This is a genomic window from Arthrobacter sp. 10T44, from assembly GCF_056393885.1.
The window spans coordinates 330,059-349,688 of record NZ_JBFTGT010000004.1 but is presented as its reverse complement, the minus strand read 5'-3'; the positions used below and the strand labels follow the sequence as shown (position 1 = coordinate 349,688).

16 protein-coding genes are annotated in these 19,630 nt (G+C 69.6%); 7 read left to right on the top strand and 9 right to left on the bottom strand.

Annotation, left to right across the window (positions count from 1 at the left end; translation table 11 throughout):
- Positions 1–70 precede the first annotated feature (70 nt).
- Positions 71–2,506 carry a phosphoenolpyruvate synthase gene (ppsA, locus tag AC1DBL_RS09575; protein WP_476925995.1) on the top strand — a complete coding sequence of 812 codons (2,436 nt, stop codon included), beginning with the start codon at positions 71–73 and terminating at the stop codon, positions 2,504–2,506.
- Here the strand turns inward: ppsA and AC1DBL_RS09570 are convergent.
- Positions 2,454–4,388, bottom strand: a complete 1,935-nt coding sequence (locus tag AC1DBL_RS09570; RefSeq protein ID WP_476925994.1) for a heavy metal translocating P-type ATPase — start codon at positions 4,386–4,388, stop codon at positions 2,454–2,456. The two genes, ppsA and AC1DBL_RS09570, sit on opposite strands and share 53 nt — an antisense overlap.
- Before the next feature lie 160 nt (positions 4,389–4,548).
- On the opposite strand from AC1DBL_RS09570, the gene AC1DBL_RS09565 reads away from it, so the two are divergent.
- Together AC1DBL_RS09565 and AC1DBL_RS09560 are read left to right on the top strand one after the other, a co-directional pair.
- Entirely contained in the window at positions 4,549–5,481 is a 933-nt protein-coding gene (locus tag AC1DBL_RS09565) for a polysaccharide deacetylase family protein (protein ID WP_476917240.1), read from the top strand.
- A 61-nt stretch (positions 5,482–5,542) separates the two neighbouring features.
- Positions 5,543–8,755 carry an HAD family hydrolase gene (locus AC1DBL_RS09560; RefSeq protein WP_476925993.1) on the top strand — a complete coding sequence of 1,071 codons (3,213 nt, stop codon included), beginning with the start codon at positions 5,543–5,545 and terminating at the stop codon, positions 8,753–8,755.
- A 68-nt stretch (positions 8,756–8,823) separates the two neighbouring features.
- Here AC1DBL_RS09560 and AC1DBL_RS09555 read toward each other — a convergent pair whose 3' ends face one another.
- The 6 genes from AC1DBL_RS09555 to AC1DBL_RS09530 all read right to left on the bottom strand — a co-directional run bounded on the left by AC1DBL_RS09555 (position 8,824) and on the right by AC1DBL_RS09530 (position 13,941).
- Positions 8,824–9,828, bottom strand: a complete 1,005-nt coding sequence (locus AC1DBL_RS09555) for a zinc-dependent alcohol dehydrogenase family protein (protein ID WP_476925992.1) — start codon at positions 9,826–9,828, stop codon at positions 8,824–8,826.
- A gap of 65 nt (positions 9,829–9,893) precedes the next feature.
- Positions 9,894–10,745, bottom strand: a complete 852-nt coding sequence (locus tag AC1DBL_RS09550) for a universal stress protein (RefSeq protein ID WP_476892936.1) — start codon at positions 10,743–10,745, stop codon at positions 9,894–9,896.
- Between the two features lie 86 nt (positions 10,746–10,831).
- Positions 10,832–11,947 carry a YihY/virulence factor BrkB family protein gene (locus AC1DBL_RS09545; RefSeq protein WP_476892935.1) on the bottom strand — a complete coding sequence of 372 codons (1,116 nt, stop codon included), beginning with the start codon at positions 11,945–11,947 and terminating at the stop codon, positions 10,832–10,834.
- An 81-nt stretch (positions 11,948–12,028) separates the two neighbouring features.
- Positions 12,029–12,625 carry a DUF3618 domain-containing protein gene (locus AC1DBL_RS09540; protein ID WP_476892934.1) on the bottom strand — a complete coding sequence of 199 codons (597 nt, stop codon included), beginning with the start codon at positions 12,623–12,625 and terminating at the stop codon, positions 12,029–12,031.
- 15 nt (positions 12,626–12,640) lie between these two features.
- Positions 12,641–13,072, bottom strand: a complete 432-nt coding sequence (locus tag AC1DBL_RS09535; RefSeq protein ID WP_441418014.1) for a phage holin family protein — start codon at positions 13,070–13,072, stop codon at positions 12,641–12,643.
- Positions 13,069–13,941, bottom strand: coding sequence for an ATP synthase subunit B family protein (locus AC1DBL_RS09530; RefSeq protein WP_476892933.1), 873 nt, complete (start codon positions 13,939–13,941; stop codon positions 13,069–13,071). The genes AC1DBL_RS09535 and AC1DBL_RS09530 overlap by 4 nt, the downstream gene beginning before the upstream one ends.
- Before the next feature lie 181 nt (positions 13,942–14,122).
- Here AC1DBL_RS09530 and AC1DBL_RS09525 point away from each other — a divergent pair, with 181 nt between their 5' ends.
- On the top strand, positions 14,123–15,103 hold the full coding sequence (locus tag AC1DBL_RS09525; protein ID WP_476892932.1) for a spermidine synthase: 981 nt from the start codon (positions 14,123–14,125) through the stop codon (positions 15,101–15,103).
- Between the two features lie 28 nt (positions 15,104–15,131).
- On the opposite strand, the gene AC1DBL_RS09520 is transcribed toward AC1DBL_RS09525, so the two are convergent.
- Positions 15,132–16,049, bottom strand: a complete 918-nt coding sequence (locus tag AC1DBL_RS09520; protein ID WP_476892931.1) for a LysR family transcriptional regulator — start codon at positions 16,047–16,049, stop codon at positions 15,132–15,134.
- Between the two features lie 133 nt (positions 16,050–16,182).
- On the opposite strand from AC1DBL_RS09520, the gene AC1DBL_RS09515 reads away from it, so the two are divergent.
- The 3 genes from AC1DBL_RS09515 to AC1DBL_RS09505 all read left to right on the top strand — a co-directional run bounded on the left by AC1DBL_RS09515 (position 16,183) and on the right by AC1DBL_RS09505 (position 19,155).
- The gene (locus AC1DBL_RS09515) at positions 16,183–17,562 is read left to right on the top strand and encodes an MFS transporter (RefSeq protein WP_441418010.1); all 1,380 of its coding nucleotides are present in this window, start codon (positions 16,183–16,185) and stop codon (positions 17,560–17,562) included.
- A gap of 68 nt (positions 17,563–17,630) precedes the next feature.
- Positions 17,631–18,380, top strand: coding sequence for a 3-hydroxybutyrate dehydrogenase (locus AC1DBL_RS09510; protein ID WP_175322546.1), 750 nt, complete (start codon positions 17,631–17,633; stop codon positions 18,378–18,380).
- 142 nt (positions 18,381–18,522) lie between these two features.
- Positions 18,523–19,155: a flavin reductase family protein gene (locus AC1DBL_RS09505; RefSeq protein ID WP_476892930.1), complete on the top strand. Its 633-nt coding sequence runs from the start codon at positions 18,523–18,525 to the stop codon at positions 19,153–19,155.
- Between the two features lie 149 nt (positions 19,156–19,304).
- On the opposite strand, the gene AC1DBL_RS09500 is transcribed toward AC1DBL_RS09505, so the two are convergent.
- Positions 19,305–19,604: a hypothetical protein gene (locus AC1DBL_RS09500; RefSeq protein WP_476892929.1), complete on the bottom strand. Its 300-nt coding sequence runs from the start codon at positions 19,602–19,604 to the stop codon at positions 19,305–19,307.
- Positions 19,605–19,630 lie beyond the last annotated feature (26 nt).

The window sequence follows — 19,630 nt, the reverse complement described above, 5'->3', positions numbered from 1 at the left end:
CTCTGACCCCACACCGCCCCGGGCCGCAGGATCGGACCATGGATGGACAAACGCCCAAAGGAGCGCCGGCATGCCCGAGCACGTGAAGTGGTTTGAAGAAATTGGCATGGGGGACGTCCCGCAGGTCGGCGGCAAGAATGCCTCCCTGGGCGAGCTCATCCAGTCCCTCAAGGCCCGGGGCGTACGGGTTCCCGATGGCTTCGCCACCACCGCCGCGGCCTACCGGACCTTCGTCGCGGCGAACGGGATCGAACCGGCGATGCGCTCGCGGATCCTGGCCTACCGCTCCGGGGACGCGACGCTGCGCGAGACCGGGGAAGCCATCCGGGAGCTGTTCCTGGCCAGCGATTTCCCGCCGGACATCGCCGACTCCATCCGCTCGCACTACCGCGATCTGGGCCAGCGCGCCGGGCTGGAGCGGCTGTCGGTCGCGGTACGGAGCAGCGCCACGGCCGAGGACCTTCCCGATGCCAGCTTCGCCGGCCAGCAGGAAACCTTCCTGAACGTCACCGGCGACCGGGAACTGATGGACGCCTGCCGGCGGTGCTACGCCTCGCTGTTCACGGACCGGGCCATCAGCTACCGGGAAGTCAAGGGCTTCGACCACCTCGACGTCGCACTCTCGATCGGGGTCCAGCGGATGGTGCGCTCCGACGTCGGCGCCTCCGGAGTGATGTTCTCGATCGATACAGACTCCGGGTTCCCGCGGGCTGCCGTGATCAGCGCCGCCTGGGGTCTCGGCGAGACGGTGGTGCAGGGCACGATCAACCCGGACAAGTACCTCGTCTTCAAGCCGCTCCTGAGCGAGGCCGCGGCGGCGGAAGGACCGGCGGAAGGGCTGGCGGAAGGGCTGGCGGAAAGGCCCAGCCCGATCATCGAAAAGACCCTCGGCTCCAAGGCGCAGAAGATGGTCTACAGCCGCGGCGGCCACGCCCGCACCCGCACCGTCGACACCTCGGAAGCGGAACGCCGGTCCTTCGTCCTGGCCGACGCCGAGATCCTCACCCTGGCCCGCTGGGCCGTGAGCGTCGAGGAGCACTACCGCCGGCCGATGGACATGGAATGGGCCCGGGACGGCGTGACGGGCGAGCTCTTCATGGTCCAGGCCCGGCCGGAGACGGTGCAGTCGCAAAAGACCGGTTCCCGCTTCACGCTCCACCACCTGCTGGAAACCGGTGCGGTGCTGGTGACCGGGGCGGCCATCGGCGACTCGATCGCGCAGGGGACGGCGTGCGTGATCAGGAGCGCCGCTGACATCGACAAGTTCCGGGACGGCGCCATCCTGGTCACCGAAATGACCGACCCGGACTGGGTGCCCATCATGAAGCGCGCCGCCGGGATCGTCACCGACCACGGCGGCCCCACCAGCCACGCGGCCATCGTGAGCCGGGAACTGGGGGTGCCCGCCGTCGTCGGGACCGGCAACGCCACCAGTGTCCTGGCCGAGGACCAGGCCGTGACCCTTTCCTGCGCCGAAGGCGATACGGGCCGCGTCTATGCCGGCAGCCTCGCGTTCGAAACCGAGGACGTGGATCTGGGCGAGCTGCCGGCGACGCGCACCAAAGTCATGGTGAACATCGCCAGCCCCGCGGCCGCCTTCCAGTGGTGGCGGCTGCCCGCGGACGGCGTCGGGCTGGCCCGGATGGAGTTCATCATCAGCGCCCTGATCCGGATCCATCCGATGGCGCTGGTCCACCCGGAACGGGTCGCGGACCCGCAGGAAGCAGCGCAGATCCGGGACCTGACGCGCGGCTACGCCGATCCAGGCGACTACTTCGTGGACGCCCTGGCGCTGGGCATCGCGAAGATCGCCGCGCCCTACCATCCGAACCCGGTGATCGTGAGGCTCAGCGATTTCAAGACCAACGAGTACGCGCACCTGATCGGCGGCGCCTCCTTCGAGGAGGCCGAGGAGAACCCGATGCTCGGCTTCCGGGGTGCCTCGCGCTACTACGACGCGCGGTACCGGGAAGGCTTCGCGCTCGAATGCCGGGCGCTGAAACGGGTCCGGGAGCGGATCGGCTTCAGCAACATCATCGTCATGGTCCCGTTCTGCCGGACACCGCAGGAGGCGGACAAGGTGCTGGCGGTGATGGCTGAGAACGGGCTGGTCCGCGGCGAGCACGGCCTACAGGTCTACATGATGTGCGAGATCCCGTCCAACGTGGTCCTGGCTGAAAAATTCGCCACCCGCTTCGACGGCTTCTCGATCGGCTCGAACGACCTCACCCAGCTGGTCCTCGGCGTGGACCGGGACTCGGCGCAGCTGGCGGCGCTGTTCGACGAGCGCGACGAGGCCGTCATGGCGATGATCAGCGAGGCGATCCGGAAGGCGCACGCGGCAGGGATCAAGATCGGTATCTGCGGCCAGGGCCCCAGCAACCACCCGGAGTTCGCGGCGTTCCTGGTTGGCGAGGGCATCGATTCGATCTCGCTGAACCCGGACAGCTACCTCAGGACCGTCCCGCGGATCGCGGAAGCCGAGAAGCTGGCGTCCGCGGGCTAGGCCGGCCGGCCGGCCTGCCCGGCCGCGGGGTCCGCGTCCCGGAGCCCAGCGCCCGGAGCGCGTTCAGGATCGTGGCGAGGTCCACCACCTCCTGGGAGAGGGCGCCGGCGATCGCCGGAACGTAGCCCGCGGCTGCAGCCAGCATCAGCGCCACGCTCAGCGCGATGCCGATCCAGATGCTCTGCAGCGCCACCTTCACGGTGCGCTGGCCGATCCGCACGGCCGAGGCCACCTTGGACAGGTCGTCCAGGATGATCACGACGTCGGCGGACTCGCCGGCCGCCGTCGAACCCCGCGCGCCCATCGCGATCCCGACGTCGGCGACGGCCAGGACGGGGGCGTCGTTGACGCCGTCGCCCACCATCATGACCGGACGGCGGGGCAGAGAGCGCACGGCCTCCACCTTGTCCGGCGGCAGGCACTCGGCGCGGACATCGGTCAGCCCGGCCTCTGCCGCGATGTGCTCGGCGGTGGCGAGCGCGTCGCCGGTGAGCATGACCGTCCGGGTGGCGCCGAGTTCCCGGAGTTCGGCCACGGTGCGGCGGGTTTCCCCGCGGATCGGGTCGCTCATCACCAGGGCCCCGGCGAACTCCCCGGCCACACCCACGTAGATGGCGAGCTCGCCGCTGGCCAGCTCGGTTTCGACGACACCGGCGGCCGATTCCGACACGAAATTTGGCTTGCCGACGACGACGTCCCGGCCGTCGAAGCGCGCCCGGACGCCGTGCGTGGCGAATTCGGTGGCCTCCGTGGCGGACTCGAAAACCAAGCCACGGGACCGTGCCGCGTCCATCACCGAGGCGGCGAGCACGTGGGAAGAATATTGCTCGGCGGAGGCCGCGAGCCCGAGGACCCGGTCCTCGGTGAAGGACCCCGCAGTCCGGATGCCCACCAGGGAGGGGCGGCCGTAGGTCAGGGTGCCGGTCTTGTCGAAGGCCACCGTTTTGATCCGGCTCAGCTGCTCGAGAACCCCGGCGTACTTGACGATGATGCCGCCACGCGCGGCACGGCTCATGCCGCCCAGGAACGCCACGGGGGCGGCGATCAGCAGGGGACACGGCGTGGCCACCACCAGCACCTCCGCGAACCGGACCGGGCTGCCGCTGACGATCCAGCCGATCGCCCCGAGAACGTAGGCGAGGGCGGTGAACGGGACGGCGTAGCGGTCGGCCAGGCGGACCATGGGTGCCTTGCTGTCGGCCGCTTCTTTCACCAGCGCGACGATGCGGCTGTACTGCGAGTCCTCCATCAGCGCCGTGACCTGCATCCGGATGGCCGCTTGGCCGTTCAACGACCCGCTCATCAGGCCCTCGCCGGCGGCACGCTCCACCGGCAGGCTCTCCCCGGTCAGCGAGGATTCATCAAACGTTCCGGACTCGGAAAGCAGCAGCCCGTCCAGCGGCACCACTTCGCCGGGCCGCACCAGCAGGATGTCGCCGACTTCGACGTCGGTGGCCGCCACGTCCTCATGCTGGCTGTCGGTTTCGGCGGCGTGGCTTCCGGCGGCACCGCCGTTGCGTTCCCGGTGGGCTGTCTGCGGGACGCGCTCCAGCAGGGACGTCAGTTCCTTCTTGGCACGGCCGGCGGCGTAGTCCTCAAGGGCGGTGCCGCCGGCCATCATGAGCACGATGATCATCGAGGCGACGAATTCGCCCACCAGTACGGTGCTGACGATGGCGGTTACGGCCAGGATGTCGATGCCCCACTGGCCGCCGACCAGGCGGCGGACCATGCCGACGGCGAGGTAGGCCGCCACAGCCAGCGCATAGATGCTGGCGGCGATCCGCGCGATAGCTTCCTGGCCGGAGGCAAGCAGCAGTATCACCGCCAGGAGGGCGGCGACCGTGCCCGTGACAAGCGGATACCGGAGCGCAATTTTCACGGTTGTCCCGCCTCGTTCCTCGCGCAAGACCCGGCGTCTGCGCCTACTTGCATCCTACTGCGCGGCCCTCCCCTCCCGGGCTCCGGGCCGGACGGACACCTGGGGGTTCGTCGGGCCTTTCAGCCCTACCCCACTGGGGCCTGTGGTGCCATGGTGAGGCATGTGGTCGATCTTCGCCGGGCGCCGGCGCCGGGTGCTTGCGCTGGTGGCTGCGGTGCTGCTGGTGGTCGGCGCGGTGGTGACGGCAGTTGTGCTCTCCGGGGGACCCCCTGCCGCCGCTCCGTCGACGGCCCCGGCCACCGGCGCGGCGTCGGCTTCCGTTACCTCTTCGCCGACGCGCACTGCGCCGAGCACCCCCTCACCCGCTGCGACGCCAAGCCGGCCGCCCCTGCCGCCGTCGAGCGCCGCTCCGATCCCTCCGCCGCCCCCGCCGCCCCCGGCACCCGCGGCCCCGTTCCCCGCGGCGCTCCGGGGCGCCGACGTCGAGGTCATCCCCGGCGCGGGCCCCGTGGTTGCCCTGACTTTCGACGCCGGGGCCAATTCGGCGGCCCTGCCCAGCATTCTGCGCACCCTCGGCGCCGCCGGAGTGCGGGCAACGTTCTTCCTGACGGGCAACTGGGCCAGCGCCAACCCCGCGGGCGTTGCCTCGATCGTGGCCGCCGGCCACCGGGTGGGCAACCACTCGATGACGCATCCGGGGTTCACCTCCCTCACCGACGCCCAGATCGCCCAGCAGCTCGCCGGCGCGCAGGCCGCTATCACGGCCGGAGGCGCGGATTCCCGGCCGCTTTTCCGCTTCCCGTTCGGCGAGCGGGACGCACGGACCATCGCCGCCGTGAACGCGCGGGGCTACCTGCCGGTGCGCTGGACGGTCGACACCCTCGGCTGGAAGGGCACCAGCGGCGGCGTTACGGTCCAGATCGTCGCCGACCGGGCGCTCGCCGGCCTGCAGCCGGGGGAGATCGTCCTGATGCACATCGGCTCCAACCCCGACGACGGCACCACCCTGGACGCCGACGCGCTGCCGCAACTCATCAACCGGATCCGCCAGGCCGGTTACGGCTTCACGACCCTGGACGCGCTCCTCGGCTGACCGCCCGTAACCGGGCCGACCGCCACTGTTCCCCGACGGGGATGACTGCTACGAATAACGCATGACGGAGTCGCCCACAGTTGCAGCTGCCCTGGCACCCGTCGACGCGGTGGTCTTTGAACTGGACGGCGTGGTGCTTGATACCGCGGAACTCCGTGCCGCTGCCTGGAAGCGGCTCCTCGACGACGTCTTCCGGGACCCCCGGTTGCCGTCGCGCGCCCGCCGGGACCCGATTGCCGACGCCGACTACACCCTTTACATCGAAGGCAGGACGCCCGCCGAGGCTGCCTCGGCGTTCCTGGCCTCGCGCGGCGTCTCGCTTCCGCCGGGTTCGCCGGCGGATGGTCCGGGCGACTGGACGGCATTCGGACTCGGGAAACGCCAGGACGAACTCTTCGGCCAACTGCTGCGCGGCCAGCCGCCCCGGGCCTTCCCCGGCACCCTGGCCCTGCTGGAACGGCTCCGGGCCGGCCGGATTCCGGTGCTGCTGGCCACGTCGGCGCCCAACGCGGGCGCGCTGCTCGCCACCGTCGGCCTGGAAGGCTTCTTCGACCATGTCGCGGACGGCCAGGCGGCGCTGCGGCAGGCCATCCCCGGCAAGCCGTCGCCGGCCCTGGCCCTCGAAGCGGTGCGGCGGCTGGACATCCCGCCCGGCCGGGCCATGGTCATCGAAGCGGCCGTCGCCGGGGTCGAAGCGGGCCGCCGCGGTGGCTTCGGGCTCGTCGTCGGGATCGACCGGACCGGCCGGCGGGCCGAACTGGAAACCGCCGGCGCCGACATCGTGGTCGAAGACGTCAGCGAACTGGACATCGGCCTGGTCATCACGCACCCCTGGATGCTGGTCTACGAGGGTTTCGACCCGGCCCACGAAGGGCACCGGGAGGCGCTGACCACGCTGGGCAACGGCTACATGGCCACCCGGGGTGCGGCGCCGGAGCACCGCGGCGGTGAGATCCACTACCGCGGGAGCTACCTGGCAGGGGTCTACAACCGGCTGGCCAGCGTCGTGGAGGGCCAGAAGACGGTGGACGAGCACATGGTGAACATTCCGGACTGGCTGCACCTGGACCTGCGGATCGAGGGCGGCGCCTGGTGGTCGGAGGGAGGCCTGGTGCTCAAGCAGGAGCGCCGCACCCTGGACCTTAAACGCGCGCTGCTCACCCGGGAGGCGCTGCTGGAGGACGACGCCGGCCGGCGGCTGAGGCTGGTGCAGCGCCGGCTTGTGTCGATGGCGGAGCCGCACCTAGCCGCGCTGGAGACGGTGCTGACCGCGGACGGCTGGAGCGGCAGCATCAGCGTCCGCAGCGGCTGCGACACGGACGTGACCAACTCCAACGTCCCGGAGGACGCTCAGCTGTCCAACCGGCACCTGACGGCGGTGCAGGTGACGGAATCCGCCGGTGGGCAGTCCGCCGGGGGGCACACCGCCCGCGGGCAGAGTACTGCCCGACGGGGCGCCGTCGTGCTGAACGTCCAGGTGCAAACCAGCCAGAGCCGGGTCGGCATCGCCCTGGCGGTCCGCACCGAGGTGTCAGGGCCGGCTAACTCCGCCTTCGAGCAGCTTGGCGGCCTGTACGCGCACCGCTTCGAGGTGGCGGCCGCGGACGGGACAGCGGTGACGGTGACCAAGACGGTGGGGGTCGCCAGCTCCCGGGACCACGCGGTTTCCTCTCCGCTGACCGGGGCGGAGGCGGTGCTGGCGCGCGCGGGCGGCTTCGAGGCGCTGCTGGCGGACCATGAGAAGGCCTGGTCCCTGCTGCTGGCTCCGTTCATCATCGAATCCGACGCCCCGTCGCAGGCGCAGCTGATCCTGAACCTGCACGTGTTCCACCTGCTGCAGACACTGACGACCCACACCGCCGAGCTGGACGCGGGCGTGCCGGCCCGCGGACTGCACGGAGAGGGCTACCGCGGGCATGTCTTCTGGGACGAACTGTTTGTCCTGCCGGTGCTGAACTCCCGGCTGCCCTCGCTCGCGCGGGAGCTCATCGACTACCGCTGGCGCCGTCTCGGCACGGCCCGGGATGCGGCGCGGGCGGCCGGGCTGCGGGGCGCGCTGTTCCCTTGGCAGAGCGGCAGCGACGGCACCGAGCAGACGCCCAAGCTGCTCTTCAACAAGCTGTCCGGGCACTGGATGCCGGACTACTCGCACCTCCAGCGCCACGTGGGCCTGGCCGTGGCCTACAACGCCTGGCAGTACTTCGAGGCCACCCAGGACCGCGGCTGGCTGACCCAGCACGGCGCGGAACTCATTGTCGACGTCGCCCGCCTGTTCGCCTCGATGGCGGACTACGACGCCATCGAGGACCGGTTCCATCTCAGGGGTGTGATGGGGCCGGATGAGTACCACACCGGCACCCAGGGCAACCCGGGCGGAGGCCTCGATGACAACGCCTACACCAACATCATGGCCGCGTGGGTGTTCGACCAGGCGGAGTGGATTATGCGCTCCGTCCAGGGGTTCGACATGGAGGACCTCCGGGCCAGGCTCGGCATTACGGCAGCGGAAATCGCTGGCTGGGAGCGGCTGAGCCGGCGCATGTTCGTGCCCTTCCACGGGGACGGCATCATCAGCCAGTTCGCCGGCTATGGCGCGCTCCGGGAACTGGACTGGACCCACTACCGCCGCAGCTACCGCAACATTGAACGGCTGGACCTGATCCTGGAAGCCGAAGGGGACAGCACCAACCACTACCGGCTGGCCAAGCAGGCCGACGTCCTGATGCTGCTCTACGTCCTGGGCGAGGACCAGCTCGTGGGATTCCTCGGCCGGATGGGCTACAACGTCACCGCCGCCCAGATGGCCGCGACCGTGGACTTCTACCTGGCCCGGACCGCGCACGGCTCCACACTCAGCCGGGTGGCGCACGCCTCGGTCCTCGCGCAACGGGATCCTGAGCGGGCGTGGGCCACGTTCCGCGAAGCCTTGGACGCGGACCTGGACGATACCCAGGGCGGGACCACGAGCTCGGGCATCCACCTGGGCGCCATGGCCGGCTCGATCGACGTCGTCCAGCGCAGCTTCGCTGGACTGCGGATCACCCGGGACGCCCTCGACTTCACGCCCAGGCTCCCGGCGGAACTGCGCCGGGTCGAGTTCCAGGTCCGCTACCGCGACCAGCTGCTGGCGGTGCATCTGGAAACGGACCGGCTCATGGTCTCCGCCGCCCCCGGGGACGCCGCCCCCGTGCTGGTCCGGGTTGGCCCCCGGAAGGTGCTGCTGCGGGCCGGCGAACAGCATGAATTCCTCCGCGCCGATTCCGCACCCAACTAGCTGGCAGTTGTTGTCGTTTTGAGCCCTCAAAACGACAACAACTGCGAGCCAGTTGGGCGGGGCCTGCTTCAGGAGGCCACGCGGATGACGGCGGCGCCGGTCACCCGGTCCCCGGCGAGGTCCCGCAGCGCCTGGTCTGCGGCGTCGAAGGGGTAGGCCGCCGTGGTGGGGCGCAGCGGAATCTCAGCGGCGAGCCGGAAGAACTCCTCGCCGTCGGCCCTGGTGTTGGCGGTGACGCTGCGCAGCTGGCGCTCCTGGAACAGCTCGGCGGCGTAGTGCAGCGGCGGAATGTCGCTGAGGTGGATGCCTGCGACGGCGAGGGTTCCGCCACGGTCGAGGGCACGCAGCGCCGGCGGCACGAGGGTCCCGGCGGGAGCGAAGAGGATGGCGGAGTCGAGGGGGTCCGGGGGCTCATCCTCGGCTCCGCCGGCGAAGGTGGCGCCGAGGGCCAGGGCGAGGCGGCGGGCTTCGGGAGACCGCGTCATGACGTAGACCCGGGCCCCCTGGTAGAGCGCAATCTGTGCGGCGAGGTGGGCCGAGGCGCCGAAGCCGTAAATGCCCAGCCGGCCGCCGATCGGCAGTTCCGCCCGGCTCAGGGCGCGGTAGCCGATGATGCCCGCGCACAGCAGCGGAGCCGCCTCCTCGTCCGGGAAGATTTCGGGCACCCGGTAGGCGAAGTCCTCGGCGACGGTGATGAGTTCGGCGTAGCCGCCGTCGCGGTCCCAGCCCGTAAAGGTGGGGGACAGGCACAGGTTTTCCTGCCCGCGCAGGCAGAACCGGCAGGACCGGCAGGTGCCGCCGAGCCAGGCCACTCCCACCCGCTCGCCCGGGCGGAACCGGTCCGCGCCCGGGCCGGCGCCGATCACCTCGCCGATCACTTCGTGCCCGGGAACGACGCCGGCCCGTCTGGGGGCCAGCTCGCCTTCGGCCAGGTGCAAGTCCGTGCGGCACACCCCGCACACCCGCACGCGCAAAAGGACTTCCCCGTGGCCGGGGCTGGGGTCCGGGCGCTCGCCGGATACCAGCGGACCCGTCGCGATTGGTCCGGGCTGCGCAACCCACCAGGCTCGCACAGGGCCTCCTTTTCTGGCTTCTCTTCCTGACCCGGGCTGCGGCGGCCGTGATCCCGGGGTCGGAATCAGCACGTGATCATGACGTTGCAGGCCGCCTTGTGCAGCACCGCGGAGACGGTGTTGCCAATGCCTCCGCCGCGGTTGTGGGTGCCCAGCACCAGCACATCCGCATCTTCGGCCGCCTCCACGAGTTCCTTGGCCGCCGCCCGGCCCTCCTTCAGCGTGCCGGAGACTGCCAGCCCGGGGGCGAGTCTCCCTGCTTCGCCGAGGGAGTACTCCAGCAGTTCCGCGCCGTGGAGCGGGGCGTGGCGGCCGTGCTCCGCCAGGTCGCCGCCATGGTCCGGATCAACATGGACCAGCTGCAACTCGGCGCCCATTGCGACGGCGAGGCGGGCGGCGTCGGCCAGCACCGCCGAGCTGTGGGCCGCGGCATCGACGCCGACGACGACGGGCCTGCCGGGCAGGTGCGGACGGCGGACCACCATCAGCGGGCACGGGGCGGCGCCGGCCAGCTCCAGGCAGACCGAGCCGGCGAGGTGGCCGAGCACGCCGCCTATACCCCGGCTACCCACCACAAGGAGGGAGGCGTCCGCGGCGGCCCGGCGCAGGACCTGTGCGGGCAGTCCGGCCTCCATGACACCGTCGACGGCGAGCCCGGGGTCAACGCCGTGGGCCAGCCCCACGCCCTCGGCGAGGATGGTCTCGGCGGAATGCCGGAGGCCGCTGCCAGCCACGCCTTTGACGGGTCCCAGGTCCTTGGTGAACATCGGCCAGACCCAGGCGTGGACCACCCGCAGGGGGACTCCCCGGAGGGCGGCGTGGTCGGCGGCCCAGCGGACAGCGAGTTGAGAGGATTCGGAGCCGTCGTAGCCCACGGCGACGGCGGCGGGCCGGGGACCTGCTGCGGGTGCCGGCATGGATCCTCCCGGGTAGGCGGACGTAGCACTCCCCAGCGGTGCGTCCCCCAGTACTACCCGTGCGGGGAACGGGACGGCTAGGGGCTTTAGTCCCCCGCCCGTTCGGGGCCGCTGTGTTCTTCCCGCAGCTCCCGTCCGCGGCGGATGTCCTCTTCCTCCTTGGCCTGCAGCTTGTCGCTCTTCTTCGTGTCGCGCGGCGGCAGCTGGATGGTTTCCTCGGCCTCGATGCCGGCCTGGAGCTGGCGGCCGCGTTCGGTTTCGGCGTCGAACTCGGCGCCGAAGAGCAGCGACATGTTCAGGATCCAAAGCCAGAGCAGCGCGATGATGACGCCGCCGATTGCACCGTAGGTCTTGTTGTAGCTGTTGGAGTAGGCCACGTAGAAGCCGAACGCCAGGGATGCCAGCAGGAAGACCACCAGGGCGATCGCCGATCCCATGCTCATCCAGCGGAATTTGGGCTGCTTAACGTTGGGGGTGGCGTAGTAGAGGATGGCAATAGCCACGATCACGAGCACCAGCATCACCGGCCACTTGGCGATGTTCCAGACGGCCAGGAACGCCCCGCCCAGACCGATGATGTTTCCGACGGACTCGGCCACCGGGCCGCTGAGCACGAGCATCGCGGCCAGCACGACGACGATCAGCAGGTTGACGACCGTGACACCGAGCATGGTGCCGCGCAGCTTCAGGAACGGCCGGCCCTCGTCGGTCTCATACACCCGGTTCATGGCCCGCCCGAACGCCCCGACATAGCCGGAGGCGGACCAGAGGGCGGTGAGGAGGCCCACGATGAACGTCAGGCCCGCGGCCGAGGAGCTGGCCAGTTCTTCGACTACCGGGCGGATCGTGTCCACGGTCTGGCCGGGTGCGATGCCCTGGACGATGTCCAGCAGCGCCGAGGTGGTTTTCTGGGCGTCTCCGAAGAGACCCAGCAGGGACACCAGCGCCAGGAGCGCCGGGAAGATTGAGAGCACCGAGTAGTAGGTCAGCGACGCCGCGAGGTCGGGGCACTGGTCTTTGGTGAATTCCCGCAGGGTCTTCTTGGCGATGTACTTCCAGGAGGGCTTGGTGACATCGGTGGGGCGGTCCGGCTTGCGCGCGTCGTCCGGGGCGGGGGCAGTGCGCGCCTTGGCGGTGCTGCTCTCGGGGGTTTCGGCGTCGTCCATGGAGCCAGTGTCCGCCTTGGTGAGGTTCTTGGCCATCGGAATCTTCTTTCGTGGTTAAGCGCAGCGGCCGGCTGCCCAGCGCGTCAGCGAGGGCAACCGGCCGTCTTCCGGGTCGGGCTAGGCCTGCTGGACGTTGTCCTTGGCGTCGGCCGCACGGTCCTTCACGTCGGCGACGGCCGTCTGGCCTTCACCCTTGACGTTCTGGGCGGCGTCGGCGGCCGTGGCCTTGACGTTCTCCATGGCGGCCTGGGCAGGCTCCTTGAGACCCTCGGCCACGTGCTGCGCGGCTTCGGTCAGCTCCGTGGTGAGCGGCTCGGCGGCCGTCTTCAAGGCGTCCGCTGCCTCGCGTTCCTTCTGGCTCGCCGGGATCAGCGAGGACACCAGCAGGCCGGCGCCGAAGGCGATGAGCCCTGCGGCGAGCGGGTTGCCCTGCGTCTTGGTCTTGGCCAGGTGCGGTGCGTCGGCGACGGCGGAGCCGGCGTCGTTCAGGTGCGAGGCGGCACTGCCGCCTGCGGAATGCACGTTGCCGGCGGTGTGGTCGGCTGCTCCCATGACTTTCTCCTTCACTCCGAAGACGGCGTCCTTGACCTTGTCGGTTTGGCGCTGGACGATGTGCGACGGCGTGACCTTGTCGGCCACGGCGTCGACGTTGGTGCCGAGCCGGGCGCGGGTTGCTTCAATGTCGGCGCGGATGGCATCCGGGTTTTCAGTCATTGTGTTTTCCTCGCTCTAGTGGCTGGGCTTGAGGGTCGGGGGGATTTCCTGGAGGGTTTCCGCGGTCTGCGGCATGCCCTTCATCGCCTTGAGTTCCTTGCGGCCCATCGAGGCCAGGACGGCGCCGATGATGCCCCAGATGATCGCGACGACGACGCCGGACCATCCCAGCCCCATCAGCGTTCCCAAACCCCACCAGAGGGCGAGGGAGAGGAACAGCAGGACGAAGTGGCCTGCGACGCCGGCGCCGGCGAACATGCCGCCGCCCTTGCCGGCCCGGCCGGCGGTCTGCTTCAGTTCGGCCTTGGCGAGCTCCACTTCCTGACGCATCAGGGTGGACATGTCCCGCGTGACGTCACCTAGTAGATCGCCCAGGGAGTTGGTTTCCGCTTTCACATGGGCCTCGGTGGGAGGCATCGGGGCGCCCGTGGGCATCTCGCTGCTCATCGACGGCCTCCGTCGAACGGATCCTTACGGTCGGGGTCGACGGTGGGATCAATGCGGTACGGATCGGCGGCCAGCGGGTCGTTAGCCCACTGGTCGGCGTGCGCGCCGGTGCCCTCAAGCGGGCTGGGCGGGTAGGTATCGGCTACGCCGGCGGTCGTCGTCTCCGGGTAGGTCACCGGCGGCGGGGGGACCGCGACGCCGGCGTCGGGCACCCGGGTGACCGGGGCGCTGTACTGCGCCGGGGTGCCGGTGGTGCCGGTGGTGCCGGTGGACGTCGTATCCGGAGCCCCGGCGCTGAGGCTGCGGCTGAGGCGTCCGGCCAGGATGCCGGCGCCGGCAGCGGCCAGCAGGAAGGTGCCGGGCCGCTGGCGGGCGAAGGACTTGACCTCATTGAGCAACGAACCGGGGTCGCGGTTGTCAAGCCACGTCGCCACGGACTGTGACCGCTCGGCGGCCTGGCGGATCAGGTCGGTCGCGACGCCGGGCTGGTCCGAGGCCTCAGCCATGGTGTGGAGTTCGCTGGAAATGGAGCGCAGGCCCTGGGCAGCCTTCTGCTGCTGCGTGCCGGCCTGGGCGGTCAGGTCCGTCCGGGCCTGGTTGATGAGGTCCTTGGCGTTGCTCTTGACCTCGCCGGCCACGTTGGCCGCTTCGGCCTTTGCCGTTTCGGTAACGTTCTGGGCCGATTCCGCGGCCTGCTGCTTGACCTCGCCGGCTTCGCCCTTGGCGGTGTCGGTCTTCGAGGGCGTCCCGGTGGAGGCGGGCGGGAACGTCGAGCTCTGCCGCAGTGCCGGCTCTGTACCTAGCTCCGTGCCCTGCGTCGCCGTCGGGGTTCCGTAGCTACCGTCCTGGGGCCATTGGTTCTCTGTCATCGTCGCTCTCTTTCCTTGTAGATCTGCTGCCGGTTAGCAAACCAGCAGCGCCGAACGCGAATAGTAAGCATGATTACTATTAGATAGTAAGCACGCTTCGCATTTGATTACAAGGAAATTTTGAAAATCGGCCGGCGCTGGCCAGCTAGGGTTGGTCCATGAGCGGAATGGCGGATAGCTGATGGCAAAGCGCGGCAGGGCGGCCGGGCGAAACGCCGGGACGTCGACGCCGGGAGTGGTGGAAGTGCCGAAGGGCAGCCGCCCGGACGGCCCGGTCGCGGGCGTCTACTACATCGACACCGGCGACTGCGAGCTGATCCCGGACCAGGACAACTCGACCGGGTGGCTGCTGCGGATCAACGGCGTGATGAGCTCCCATATCGACCTCGCCGACCCGCTGTTCCTTGACTTCGAGTACATGCGCTGGATTGCGGCGCTGGTCGAGTCGCGTTGGCCGCCGCCGACCCGGCCGAAGCTGCGTGCCCTGCACCTGGGCGGGGGGGCCTGCTCGCTGGCGCGCTACTTCCACGCCGCCTATCCGGACGCCCGGCAGGTGGTGGTGGAGCTGGACGGGAAACTTGCCGAGTACGTCCGCGGCTGGTTCGACTTGCCCAAGGCGCCGCTGCTGCGCCTGCGCGTGGGGGAGGCCCGCGAGGTTACCGAGAGCCTCACGCCGCAGACGCGGGACCTCATCATCCGCGACGTCTTCGCCGGCTCCGTCACACCGCGGCCGCTCACCACCAGCGAATTCACCGGCCACGCCAAGCGTGTCCTGGCGCCCGGCGGGATCTACCTGGTGAATTCCGGCGACGCCCCGGCGCTGGCCAACGCGCGCGAAGACGCTGCCACGATCGCTGCGGCCTTCGAGCACACGGTAATCATCGCCGACCCGGCCATGCTCAAGGGCCGGCGCTACGGCAACATGATCATCGCCGGCAGCGACGCGCCGTTCGACGACGACCCCGGCCTCGCACGGCGCCTGCTGGGCGGCGCGGTGCCGGCGCACATCTGGCACGATGCCAAGGTGCGCGCCTTCGCCGCCGGCGCCGCCGTCCGCCACGACCCGGAGGCGGCGGTCCCGCTGGCGGCAGTCCCGACGTCGGCGAACCCGAAAGCCGCGGACCCGAAAGCCGCGGACCCGACGTCGTCGACTGCTCCGTAACGGCCCTTTTGCGGCCCCAAAACGGCGCCTACGGAGCAATCGCTGCGTAGCCGCCCCGGCCCATCAGCGCCTCGCGGTGAGCGTCGGTCTGCTCGCGCAGGGCCTGGACCACGGCGGCGACGGCCGGCCGGCGCATCGAGTCGGGCCGCAGGACCATCCAGTAGGGCAACCGCTCGGCGAACTCATCGGGCAACAGCCTGACCAGGTCCGGATGCAGGTCCGCGGCGAAGCAGGGCAGGAAGCCGATTCCGGCCCCGGCCCGCGTCGCCTCCACGTGGACAAAGACATTCGTGGAGCTCAGCCCGTCCCGCATGGTCGGCACCAGCCGCCGCGGGGCGTCGAGGTCGTCCACCTGGAGCATGGAATCGACGAAGTAGACCAGCGGATGCGCCTCCAGTTCGTCCACGGAGCGCGGCGTCCCGTACTCGGCCAGGTAGCTCCGCGAGGCGTACATCCCCAGCATGTATTCGCCGAGCCGGGCCGCCTCGGCCCGGTGCACCTGCGGCTCGCCGACCACCACCTCGATGTCCAGGCCGGAGCGCTGCTGCAGCGCCCGCCGGGTCACCGTGATGATCTCCACGCTGAGCCCGGGGTGGTGGCGGCGCAGCCGGGCCACCGCGGGGGCCGCGATGTAGGCGCTGAAACCGTCGGTGGCGGTCATCCGCACGACGCCGGTGACGGGATCCGGCGTCGTGCCGGGCTTTTCGAGCGAGCGCACGGCGCCTTCCACCTGCTCGGCGACGGCGACCGCGGAGGCGCCGAGTTCCGTCAGTTCCCAGCCGCCCGCGGCCCGCGACAGCACGCGGCCGCCGAGGGCCTTCTCCAGGGCAGCGATCCGGCGGGAGACCGTGGTGTGGTTCAAGCCCAGGACCTGGGCCGCCGTCGTAAATTTGGCCGAGCGCGAGACCGCCAGCAGCACCAGCAGGTCGTCGGGATTTGCATTCATATCTGCAATTCTGCACATACATCGTGCCGGTTTGGCCATTGAACCGCAAGGAATCTGCGGCAATACTCGATGAAGCCCATTTTCAGTGCTGTGCATCACGGCGCGTGTCATCGTGGACACTAAGGAGAACGAGATGAGCGTAGACCAACGCTCCGCAACACCCCCCGCCGCAGCCACCAAGGGTGCAGGCCTGAAGAAAATCGTCGCCGCATCGATGGTCGGCACCGTCGTGGAGTGGTACGAATTCTTCCTCTACGCCACCGCCGCCACCCTGGTGTTCGGCAAGTACTTCTTCCCCGCCACCGGCAATGAACTGGACGGCATCATCCAGGCGTTCCTGACCTACGCCGTCGGTTTCGTCGCCCGCCCGCTCGGCGGCATCGTCTTCGGCCAGATCGGCGACAAGCTGGGCCGCAAGCCCACCCTGCAGCTGACCATCGTGATCATCGGTGTGTCCACCTTCCTGATGGGCTGCCTCCCGGGCTTCGTCGACATCGGCTACCTCGCGCCGGCCCTGCTGGTGGCGCTGCGCTTCATCCAGGGCTTCGCGCTGGGCGGCGAATGGGGCGGCGCCGTGTTGCTCGTTGCCGAGCACAGCCCCAACGAGTCCCGCGGCTTCTGGTCCAGCTGGCCCCAGGCGGCGGTCCCGGTCGGCAACCTGCTGGCCACCCTGGTCCTGTTCATCATGTCCAACGTGCTCAGCGCCGCGGATTTCCTCGGCTGGGGCTGGCGCGTGGCGTTCTGGCTCTCCGCGGTGATCGTGTTCGTCGGCTACTACATCCGCACCAACGTCTCCGAAGCCCCGATCTTCCTCGAGGCCAAGGCGCAGCTGGAGCAGGAGCAGGCCGCCAGCTACGGCGTCCGCGAAGTCATCCGCAAGTATCCCAAGGGCATCCTGCAGGCCATGGGCCTCCGGTTCGCGGAAAACATCATGTACTACCTCGTGGTGAGCTTCGCGATTGTCTACCTCAAGAGCGTCCACAAGTACGACACGTCCTCGCTGCTGCTGGCCCTGTTGATTGCCCACCTCATCCACTTCCTGGTCATCCCGCAGGTCGGACGGCTTGTGGACAGCTGGGGCCGCAAGCCGGTCTACCTGGTCGGAGCCATCACCGGAGCCACCTGGCCGTTCTTCGCCTTCCCGATGTTCGACACCCGCAACCCCGTCGTCATCGTGCTCGCCGTGACGATCGGCCTGTGCCTGCACGCCTTCATGTACGCCGGCCAGCCGGCGCTGATGTCGGAGCTGTTCCCGACCCGGATGCGTTACGCGGGCGTCTCGCTGGGTTCGCAGGTCACCTCGATCTTCGCCGGCTCGCTCGCGCCGCTGCTGGCCACCGCGTGGCTCAAGGACACCGGTTCCTGGCTGCCCACCGCCATCTACCTCCTGGTGGCCTGCGCCATCACCACGGTGGCAGTGCTCAGCCTCAAGGAAACCAAGGGCATCGCCCTCGAGGACGTGGACCGGGCCGACGCCGAACGTGAAGGCCTTGCAGTAGCGGCCGTCCGCTGAGCTGCTTGAACGTCCGCTGAACTGCTTGAATCTGATGACCGTGAATCTCTGAACTGGAAGGCTGGGTAATGGAAAATACACTCAACGGCCGCAAGGCATTGGTCACCGGCGGCGCGGGCGGGATCGGCGCTGCCAGCGTCCGTGCCCTCGCTGCCAGGGGCGCGAAGGTGGTGGTTGCCGACGTCGACGAAGCCGCCGCCACCGCCCTCGCCGACGAAGTCGGGGGCACCGCGTGGGCGGTGAACCTGCTCGACGTCGAGGCCCTGCAGACGCTCAGCCTGGATTGCGACATCCTGGTCAACAACGCCGGGATCCAGCGCATCAGTCCGATCGAGGACTTTGATCCGGCAGATTTCCGCCGCATCGTCACCCTCATGCTTGAGGCGCCGTTCCTGCTGATCCGGGCTGCGTTGCCGCACATGTACGCCAACGGCTTCGGCCGGATCATTAACCTGTCGTCGGTCCACGGGCTTCGGGCCTCGCCGTTCAAGAGCGCCTACGTCTCCGCCAAGCACGGCCTGGAAGGGCTGAGCAAGGTGACGGCGCTGGAGGGCGGTGCCCACGGTGTCACGTCCAACTGCATCAACCCCGGGTATGTCCGGACGCCGCTGGTCGAGTCGCAGATTGCGGACCAGGCCAAGGTGCACGGCATTCCGGAGTCCGAGGTGCTGGCCAAGATCATGCTCACCGAGGCGGCCGTGAAGCGGCTGGTCGAACCCGAGGAGGTGGCCTCGCTGGTGGCGTGGCTGGCCTCGAACGACGCCGGCATGGTCACCGGCGCCAGCTACACCATGGACGGTGGCTGGTCCGCCCGATAGGGCGCTCACAACTCCGACCCGCTGGCTCTGACGCGCTGGCCCTGACCCGCCCGGGCATCTCTGCCCGGGCGGGTCAGTTGTCTGTCAGCCGGGCCAGGTTTGGTGGCGGCTTCGCCGCGGGGCGTGCCGCTAGGCTGGGGGCATGCGCAAGGATTTCAGCCCCGCCGACTTGCCCTCCGAAGAGTTTTACCGGCTGCTGACAGCCGTCGTCGTGCCCCGTCCTATTGCCTGGGTTTCCAGCACCTCCGTCGAGGGGGTGGACAACCTCGCTCCGCATTCCTTCTTCACTGTCGCGTCGGTGACACCGCCGATCATCCAGTTCACCTCGGTGGGCCGGAAGGACACGTTGCGGAACATCTCCGCGCGAGGCGAATTTGTGGTCAATCTTGCGCCGGCCGACTTCCTCGCCGAGGTCAACGCGACCGGCACCAACTTCCCGCCGGAGGTCAGCGAGTTCGATGCCGCCAATCTCACCCGGGAGGCCAGCCTGACGGTCAGCGTGCCCCGGGTGGCGGAGTCGCCGGCGGCCCTGGAGTGCCGCCTGCATTCGACGCTGGCCATGGGTGACTGCGTGCTGGTGTTCGGCGAGGTCACCCACGCTGCGGTCTCTGCCGATGTCCTGGATGGCAGCCACCCGCGCATCGACCTGCTCGGGCCGCTGGCCCGGCTCGGGCGCGACGAGTGGGGGCACCCGGGGCCGGTTCAGGAACTAGGCCGGATCCGGAGGTCCGACTGGCCGGGCGATTTCCGGCGGAGGGCCGAACGGGAGGCTTAGCCGCCCGCGTAGGGGCCCGGGCCGGCGAGCAGCCGGCTTGATGCTGCCAGGAGGTCGGTGTGGCGGTCTGTGGGGTGCCGTCCTGCAGCGCCGAGTCGGGGAGACGGAAGGACTTCCCGGAGCGGACTGCAAAGGACGTCCTGGTCTGCCTATTCGGGTTGCCGTACGTTGCGGTGATCGAAGTAGAACAGGGTTCCGGCGGGAGTCCCGGGGATGCGCAGGCCGACGAACGGGGCGCGGATGACCTCGACCGTCCCTTCCCTGCGCCCATTGAACGGGTCGTCGCCCACGACCAGTTGGCCGATGCGGAACGGGACGCGGCCTTCGTAGACGCGGCGTGCAGCCTGCCGCAAGGCCCGGGCGACACGGGCAGCCGGCTGCGGGCGTGCGGGCTGGGCTGTCCTGATTGGCTGTTCTGTGCTGATTGGCCGTGCTGGGGAAATGCGCATCGGGCTGCTCCTTGCCAGCGAACGAA

What these genes read in the sequence shown, in the direction of transcription:
- AC1DBL_RS09500 (WP_476892929.1), bottom strand. Translation starts at nt 19,604, where the DNA reads ATGCGCATTTCCCCAGCACGGCCAATCAGCACAGAACAGCCAATCAGG.
- AC1DBL_RS09535 (WP_441418014.1), bottom strand. Translation starts at nt 13,072, where the DNA reads ATGAGCAGCGAGATGCCCACGGGCGCCCCGATGCCTCCCACCGAGGCC.
- AC1DBL_RS09565 (WP_476917240.1), top strand. Translation starts at nt 4,549, where the DNA reads ATGTGGTCGATCTTCGCCGGGCGCCGGCGCCGGGTGCTTGCGCTGGTG.
- ppsA (WP_476925995.1), top strand. Translation starts at nt 71, where the DNA reads ATGCCCGAGCACGTGAAGTGGTTTGAAGAAATTGGCATGGGGGACGTC.
- AC1DBL_RS09530 (WP_476892933.1), bottom strand. Translation starts at nt 13,941, where the DNA reads ATGACAGAGAACCAATGGCCCCAGGACGGTAGCTACGGAACCCCGACG.
- AC1DBL_RS09505 (WP_476892930.1), top strand. Translation starts at nt 18,523, where the DNA reads ATGCGCAAGGATTTCAGCCCCGCCGACTTGCCCTCCGAAGAGTTTTAC.
- AC1DBL_RS09545 (WP_476892935.1), bottom strand. Translation starts at nt 11,947, where the DNA reads ATGGCCAAGAACCTCACCAAGGCGGACACTGGCTCCATGGACGACGCC.
- AC1DBL_RS09525 (WP_476892932.1), top strand. Translation starts at nt 14,123, where the DNA reads ATGGCAAAGCGCGGCAGGGCGGCCGGGCGAAACGCCGGGACGTCGACG.
- AC1DBL_RS09510 (WP_175322546.1), top strand. Translation starts at nt 17,631, where the DNA reads ATGGAAAATACACTCAACGGCCGCAAGGCATTGGTCACCGGCGGCGCG.
- AC1DBL_RS09540 (WP_476892934.1), bottom strand. Translation starts at nt 12,625, where the DNA reads ATGACTGAAAACCCGGATGCCATCCGCGCCGACATTGAAGCAACCCGC.
- AC1DBL_RS09515 (WP_441418010.1), top strand. Translation starts at nt 16,183, where the DNA reads ATGAGCGTAGACCAACGCTCCGCAACACCCCCCGCCGCAGCCACCAAG.
- AC1DBL_RS09560 (WP_476925993.1), top strand. Translation starts at nt 5,543, where the DNA reads ATGACGGAGTCGCCCACAGTTGCAGCTGCCCTGGCACCCGTCGACGCG.
- AC1DBL_RS09550 (WP_476892936.1), bottom strand. Translation starts at nt 10,745, where the DNA reads ATGCCGGCACCCGCAGCAGGTCCCCGGCCCGCCGCCGTCGCCGTGGGC.
- AC1DBL_RS09520 (WP_476892931.1), bottom strand. Translation starts at nt 16,049, where the DNA reads ATGAATGCAAATCCCGACGACCTGCTGGTGCTGCTGGCGGTCTCGCGC.